This window comes from Marinobacter sp. MBR-99, assembly GCF_040547575.1.
In the GTDB taxonomy this organism is placed as follows: domain Bacteria; phylum Pseudomonadota; class Gammaproteobacteria; order Pseudomonadales; family Oleiphilaceae; genus Marinobacter.
In genome coordinates this window covers 1-6,146 of sequence record NZ_JBEPPY010000041.1, presented here as the reverse complement: position 1 = coordinate 6,146, position 6,146 = coordinate 1, and the positions used below count along the sequence as shown (strand labels likewise).

Below are 6,146 nucleotides of genomic sequence, written 5' to 3'. Positions count from 1 at the left end.
GAACGGCCATTAACCAGGCGGTCAACCGGACGCCAAAAGCGTACCGCTTTGGGTTCCCTCCGCTGCGCTTCGGCGCCGGTTACCTCAGCGTTATGGGGCAGGATGATTCGAGTATGGAGTTTTTGAAGAAGCCCAGCGAGGAGGAAGTCGAAACACTACTGCCCAATGGTCTTGGTTAGTTCCCTTTGGCGTCACGCCACTCTTCTTCAGCGCTTTCGGTGACTGGGTTTTCGGGAATCCAGATGGGTCTTTATCCGTTCTTTCCGTGCTCGACGGCACCTATGAAAAGGTGGCGAGCAGTTCAGAAGAATATAATCGGTTAAATAAATCTGCTGAGTGGTGTGACGAGATCTTTATCGCAAGCTGGTATCCCATAGCTCTGGAGAACGGCCTTATTCCTAATGAAGGTGAGTGTATCGGCTGGCAGCTTCATCCGATTCTTGGCGGGGACTTTAGCGTCGAAAACCTTCAAATCTTCAATATGGCTGTGTACCAGTCTTTGATGTCTCAGCTTCATCTCCGGCTTCAGCGGGGTGGACATGAAACCCCATAACCAGGCGGTCAACCGGACGCCAAAAGCGTGCCGCTTTTGGTTCCCTCCGCTGGCGCTCCGGCGCCGGTTACCTCAGCGTTAGCCAATTTGGAGGGTCAGGATTGTCTGCAGATCATAAGCCAATCGAGCTAGACTTTACCAAGAAAGAAACCGAGGCTGGCTGGCAAGCCATCATCGATAACGCGGCTCTCCGACTGGCTCCATTATGGTTCTCGTGGTTAGGCTGGGTGCTGGCACTCTCCGCTATCGCCTATCTCAAAGACAGATCTGGGAGTCTCGTTCTGCAGGGTATATTCCTATTTTCAGTTGGTGTTCTGTGGTTTTACTTTCAGGCCTACTTTGCGAGGCTTAGCTTTCGAAATTGGCCAGGTTTAGGGCGTGAGCGCGTTGCAAGATTATTTTCTATCATCATGTCGGCGTGTCTTGCTGTTGCCGCATGGTGGGGAGCGATTGAAGCCGCCTCTATAATTGCCGCTAATCAAACTGGCAGCGGCTAACCAGTGCAGGCACGGCGACGCCCACTACATTGCGCCTTCGGCTCCATTCCATGGGCGCGCATGCTGCAAGCGTTATAAATCGCAGGGATTAGGCATGAGATGGTCAGCTCTTTTCTGGGTGATGGTGTTACTGACACCGCATACAGCCATGGCTCAAGAGCAGGATTATTGGGAGTTGTACGAGGGACATGCGGCTTCTAGCGCAGCCAAATATCACGATGTTCTCATCAGTATCGAAGCTGGAGATATCGACGCCGCACGGGACAAACTGCTTACCTATCAGAGCGCCGAGATTATGGTGTTAGAGAGGCTACGGGAGCAGCATGAGATCTCGAGTAGATCAGAAGCACTCATAGAAATGGTCCGCGAGTACAACCAACGAAACTCGGAGTGAGTTTATAACCATGCGGTCAACCGGACGCCAAAAGCCTACCGCTTTTGGTTCCCTCCGCTGGCGCTCCGGCGCCGGTTACCTCAGCGTTAAAAACTCTATGGATCTATCGAGCTACCATCCAACAGTTTTGGCCATTTCTATCGTTGTGGCGACAATGCTGGCCACCAGCTTAATTCAATGGACATTTTTAGTTCTGTTGAGACGGCGGCATTTGAATCAGTGGCGTCACGCTGGGTCGCCTACGATCTGGAGTGACCAAAGCTTTATTAGTGCATGGCCCACGATCCGGTACCTCCAAAATCAGGGATACTGGTCTAGTGGCGACAATGATGGCGCGCAGTTCTGCCATCGGTTTCGTTATCCTATGGTGATAGGTTATTGGCTCACCATCTTTGTTTTCGCGGGCGGTGTTTACGTGGCGTTTGAAAACGGTTTCCCACCATCGTGGGGGTAATTTTTAACAAGGCCATTAAGTCTGTTCCGGGCCGATGGCCCTCCACCGGACGCCCTTGTCAGGGCGCCGCTTATGGCTGGCGTTATAAATCGCAGGGATTAGGCATGAGATGGTCAGCTCTTTTCTGGGTGATGGTGTTACTGACACCGCATACAGCCATGGCTCAAGAGCAGGATTATTGGGAGTTGTACGAGGGACATGCGGCTTCTAGCGCAGCCAAATATCACGATGTTCTCATCAGTATCGAAGCTGGAGATATCGACGCCGCACGGGACAAACTGCTTACCTATCAGAGCGCCGAGATTATGGTGTTAGAGAGGCTACGGGAGCAGCTTGAGATCTCGAGTAGATCAGAAGCACTCATAGAAATGGTCCGCGAGTACAACCAACGAAACTCGGAGTGAGTTTATAACCATGCGGTCAACCGGACGCCAAAAGCCTACCGCTTTTGATTCCCTCCGCTGGCGCTCCGGCGCCGGTTACCTCAGCGTTACAATTCAAGAAAATTCAGGAGTATTTGATGGCAAACCTTTTAGATTGGAATACCTTAGATCATAAGGTGAAAGCATATATTGATGCTGAAAATGGAATTGATAGCGAGCAAAAAGCCTTTCCAATTCTGATGGTTGCCGCATTGTTGGATGTTTCAGACGAAGAGGCGGAGGACTCGATCACGGATGGCTCTAAGGATCGGGGAGTCGATGCAATTTACGTTGACGATCGGGATGGTGCCAATTCAATACATGTGTTTCAGTTTAAATACGTTTCATCTTTTGAAAAAACGAAAAATAATTTCCCTAGTGGGGAAATAGATAAGCTGGTCTCGTTCTTCGAGGACCTCCTGGATATGAATAAATCTATGGAGGATACGTGCAACCCTATTCTTTGGAACAAGGTTCAAGAAATATGGGCTGCGCTAGATAAGCCGAGTCCATCGATTGAAGTTCATTTCTGTGGAAACTTACTTCCAATGGAGTCCGGCGAAAGGTCAAGGGCGGACTCCGCCCTTGGGAAGTTTAAGTATTTCAATGTTCACCACCATAGCCTAGACACTATTGTAAATCTTTTTATTGATAAGAAGTCCGCACAAATCAACAATCAGATACAAGTAGTAGATAAAGACTACTTCGATAGAACTGATGGAAGCATTAGAGGGCTCATATGTACAGTCGAGGCGTCGGAAATAGTACGGCTTATTAAGAGTCCAGAAGATCCCGAAAACGTCCTAAAAGAAATATTTAATGATAATGTTCGAGTTTACCTGAGCAGAACGAATAAAATAAATCGAAAAATAATAGAAACTGCAATATCTGAAGATGGTCCATTATTCTGGTATCTCAATAATGGAATCACTATGACTTGCGATTCTTTTTCTTATCCAAAAGGGAAGCGCGCACCAATAATTGAATTGAAGAATATCCAAATTGTAAATGGTGGTCAAACGTCGAATGCGTTGTTTGAGGCAAATAAAATTGCGCCCGAAAAACTTGATGATGTTCTTATTTTGGTTCGCATAATTGAAACAAAATCCCAACCGGTTAGCCTAGCGATCGCCGAATCAACAAATAGCCAGACGCCAATAAAAAGCCGGGATTTAAGGTCAAATGATGAGATCCAGAAGAAGCTTGAGGAAGCATTTGAGGGAATGGGACTCTTCTACGAAAGGAAATTGAAACAATATGGCGACAAGCCAAAAGGGATCAGGGTTGACGCGTTATCCGCTGGCCAGGCACATCTAGCTTACAGTCTTGAACTTCCAGAGGTTGCTAAGAAAGATCGAGGGAGAGTATTCGCTGACTTATATGATCAAGTTTTCACCGAAGAATTAACAGTTGATGAACTTTTGGGCGCTCTTAAGATACTTAATCTCATAGAGTCTGAGAAGCGAAAGGTTCAGACAGCTATAAAGAGGCAGGAAGACTTTGATCGTAGGTTTATATTTTTAATTGATGGTGCTTACCATGCGCTTTTTGCTGTGGGGCAGGTATGCGATGCTCGAGGGATTGATCGGCTAGACTTCGAGAATGCGAAGACTGTGATTCCTAAGGCAATGGAATATATCGCTCAAATGGTTGCTTCTGCACAGGAGGAAGATGAGTCTTTCTCTTTCAACCGCTACTTCAAAGATGCAAAAACGAAGACCAAAATAGCATCGTATGTTCAAACTGCAGAGTCTTCTGATTTGTAACAAACGCGTCAACGGGACCGTGGACTTCCCCCACTTCAGTGGACACGCATCGATAACTCCGCAACAGGAGAAGAGCGATGCCAAAGATGCTCACGGGGAAGAAGACCCAACGCTATAGTGTCGAGTTCAAAGTCAAAGCAGTGGAATGGAGCTACCAGGCGCACCGGAGCGTGAAAGGGGTAGCGGAAGCGCTGGATATTCACCCCTTCATGCTGTCACGCTGGCGAAAGGAATACAGAGAGGGAAAGTTCGCCATGAAACGGGTCAAGAAAGCTCCGGCGGGAGCCAAAGAGCTGATGAAGGAGCGGGATGAGATCAATCGCCTGAAACGCCGAGTATCGGAGCTTCAGGAGGAAAACGACATCCTAAAAAAGTTTCAACGTTTTCAGGCCGAGGAACGACGGAAGCGTTCAGATTCGTCTGGAAACACCGGGGAGAACATGGGGTAAAGGCTCTGTGTCGCCACCTGAGCATCTCCCGCTCTGGTTACTATGCCTGGGCAAGCCGGAAGCCCAGCCAGAGAGCCGCTGCGAATGCCGATTTGCTGTTGAAGGTCCGTAGAGTCTACAACGACAGCAAGGGGCGCTACGGCAGTCCCAGGGTGTATCAGGCGCTGCGCCGTGAAGGCGAAGTGGTTGGCGAGAATCGGGTTGCCCGGTTAATGCAGGAATGGGGTATGAAAGCTCGAGTCATGCGCGTATACCGCCGTATGACAAAGCTCAGAGAGGATTTAAAAGCCCTTCCAAATCATCGGCTAGATGCGGATAAGCCGGTTGCTGTAAATCAGCACTGGAGCAGCGATGTCACCTACATCAAGCTGGGAAAGAAGTATGTGTTCCTGGCGGTAGTGCTGGACCTCTACTCACGACGCATCATCAGTTGGCGATTGGGCGAAAACCTGAGTGCAGACTTTACTAAGGCAACCCTAAGGGAAGCTTTTATATCGCGAAAGCCAGCCCCCGATCTGTTGTTCCACACGGATCGTGGCATCGAATATCGCGCTCACAAGACCCAGGCGCTGCTGAATCAGCATCGGGTACGACACAGCATGAACCGACCTGGACAGTGCACGGATAATGCGGAGGTGGAGTCCTTCTTCAAGACGTTGAAGGGAGAATTGCTGCATGCCACCAGCTTCGTGACAATGCGGCAGTTACGGAAACATATATGTAACTATATTGAATGCTTTTATAACAGCCTACGGCTGCACAGTAGCCTTGGTTACCGGACTCCGATAGAGTTCGAGGGAATTAACTGATGGGGCGTGTCCACTTTATTGGGGGAAGTCCACTTTGGTCTTCGCTCCTTTTTGTGCATGGCCTGCGGCCATTTTTGCACAAAATTCCGCTACGACCAAAGCGCGGCTGACAAAGGCGTTATATGAACGGGAGAAGTAGTCATCGACACTAAATGGACAGTATTTTCCGCAATTGTTGCGTCTATGATATCAGCGCTGGCAGCGATATTGACGACGCATTTTTCGAATAGCAATAGTTTAGAGCTCGAGAAAATGAGAATTCAGGTCGCGCAGGTCGAGGCAAAGCAGTCATATTTTCACAAACGTTGTGACTCAATGAATCAGTTGTTAAAGGATATGACGCTCAATATGCAAAATTTGTATTACGGAAACGAAGACGGAAAGATCGATAAAACGCTAGAGCGTATGTCTATATTGAGAAGCAACGCTACATTAGCAAAGAGCTACTTAGGTGAGGATTCTTTAGAAATTTACAGAAAAGGTAATAACCAAATAGATAAGCAGAGGTCGAGTGGTGAAACCGTTCGTCCAAGCGAACCCATTGCAGTGTCGATTCTCGCGTTGGCTAACGAACTAAAAAGTTGCAATAGCCCAGGTGTTTTCCCGGTCCTGAATGAATGACCGCCATATAACCAGTAGGTCAACCGGACGCCAAAAGCGTGGCGCTTTTGGTTCCCTGCGCTGGCGCTCCGGCGCCGGTTACCTCAGCGTTAACCCTTCCACCCGCCACCTTGCAAAACTCCGTCAATGACGTATATTGATCATCATGTTTACCATCATCGAAACCCCTACATTCGAATCA

General features: G+C 48.5%; 7 protein-coding genes. All 7 read left to right on the top strand.

Annotated features, from left to right (window positions below; all coding sequences use genetic code 11):
- Positions 1 to 265: 265 nt before the first annotated feature.
- The 7 genes from ABIE59_RS19775 to ABIE59_RS19745 all read left to right on the top strand — a co-directional run bounded on the left by ABIE59_RS19775 (position 266) and on the right by ABIE59_RS19745 (position 5,965).
- On the top strand, positions 266 to 553 hold the full coding sequence (locus ABIE59_RS19775; RefSeq protein WP_354449518.1) for a T6SS immunity protein Tdi1 domain-containing protein: 288 nt from the start codon (positions 266 to 268) through the stop codon (positions 551 to 553).
- Between the two features lie 101 nt (positions 554 to 654).
- Complete coding sequence (locus ABIE59_RS19770) at positions 655 to 1,050, top strand: hypothetical protein (RefSeq protein WP_354449517.1); 396 nt, start codon at positions 655 to 657, stop codon at positions 1,048 to 1,050.
- 94 nt (positions 1,051 to 1,144) lie between these two features.
- Entirely contained in the window at positions 1,145 to 1,444 is a 300-nt protein-coding gene (locus tag ABIE59_RS19765; protein WP_354449516.1) for a hypothetical protein, read from the top strand.
- Between the two features lie 558 nt (positions 1,445 to 2,002).
- A complete protein-coding gene (locus ABIE59_RS19760) occupies positions 2,003 to 2,302 on the top strand; it encodes a hypothetical protein (RefSeq protein ID WP_354449515.1) in 300 nt (99 codons plus the stop codon).
- A gap of 116 nt (positions 2,303 to 2,418) precedes the next feature.
- A complete protein-coding gene (locus ABIE59_RS19755) occupies positions 2,419 to 4,086 on the top strand; it encodes an AIPR family protein (protein ID WP_354449514.1) in 1,668 nt (555 codons plus the stop codon).
- Between the two features lie 77 nt (positions 4,087 to 4,163).
- Positions 4,164 to 5,344, top strand: a protein-coding gene (locus ABIE59_RS19750) for an IS3 family transposase (RefSeq protein ID WP_354449513.1) whose coding sequence is annotated in 2 segments (ribosomal slippage) — positions 4,164 to 4,460 and positions 4,463 to 5,344 — 1,179 coding nt in all. Because the reading frame shifts where the segments join, the coding sequence is not laid out codon by codon here.
- A gap of 252 nt (positions 5,345 to 5,596) precedes the next feature.
- Positions 5,597 to 5,965, top strand: a complete 369-nt coding sequence (locus ABIE59_RS19745) for a hypothetical protein (protein ID WP_354449512.1) — start codon at positions 5,597 to 5,599, stop codon at positions 5,963 to 5,965.
- Positions 5,966 to 6,146 lie beyond the last annotated feature (181 nt).

Bases quoted from the DNA above. Each gene is read 5' to 3' on its own strand.
- ABIE59_RS19765 (WP_354449516.1), top strand. From the start codon at position 1,145: ATGAGATGGTCAGCTCTTTTCTGGGTGATGGTGTTACTGACACCGCAT.
- ABIE59_RS19760 (WP_354449515.1), top strand. From the start codon at position 2,003: ATGAGATGGTCAGCTCTTTTCTGGGTGATGGTGTTACTGACACCGCAT.
- ABIE59_RS19755 (WP_354449514.1), top strand. From the start codon at position 2,419: ATGGCAAACCTTTTAGATTGGAATACCTTAGATCATAAGGTGAAAGCA.
- ABIE59_RS19745 (WP_354449512.1), top strand. From the start codon at position 5,597: ATGAGAATTCAGGTCGCGCAGGTCGAGGCAAAGCAGTCATATTTTCAC.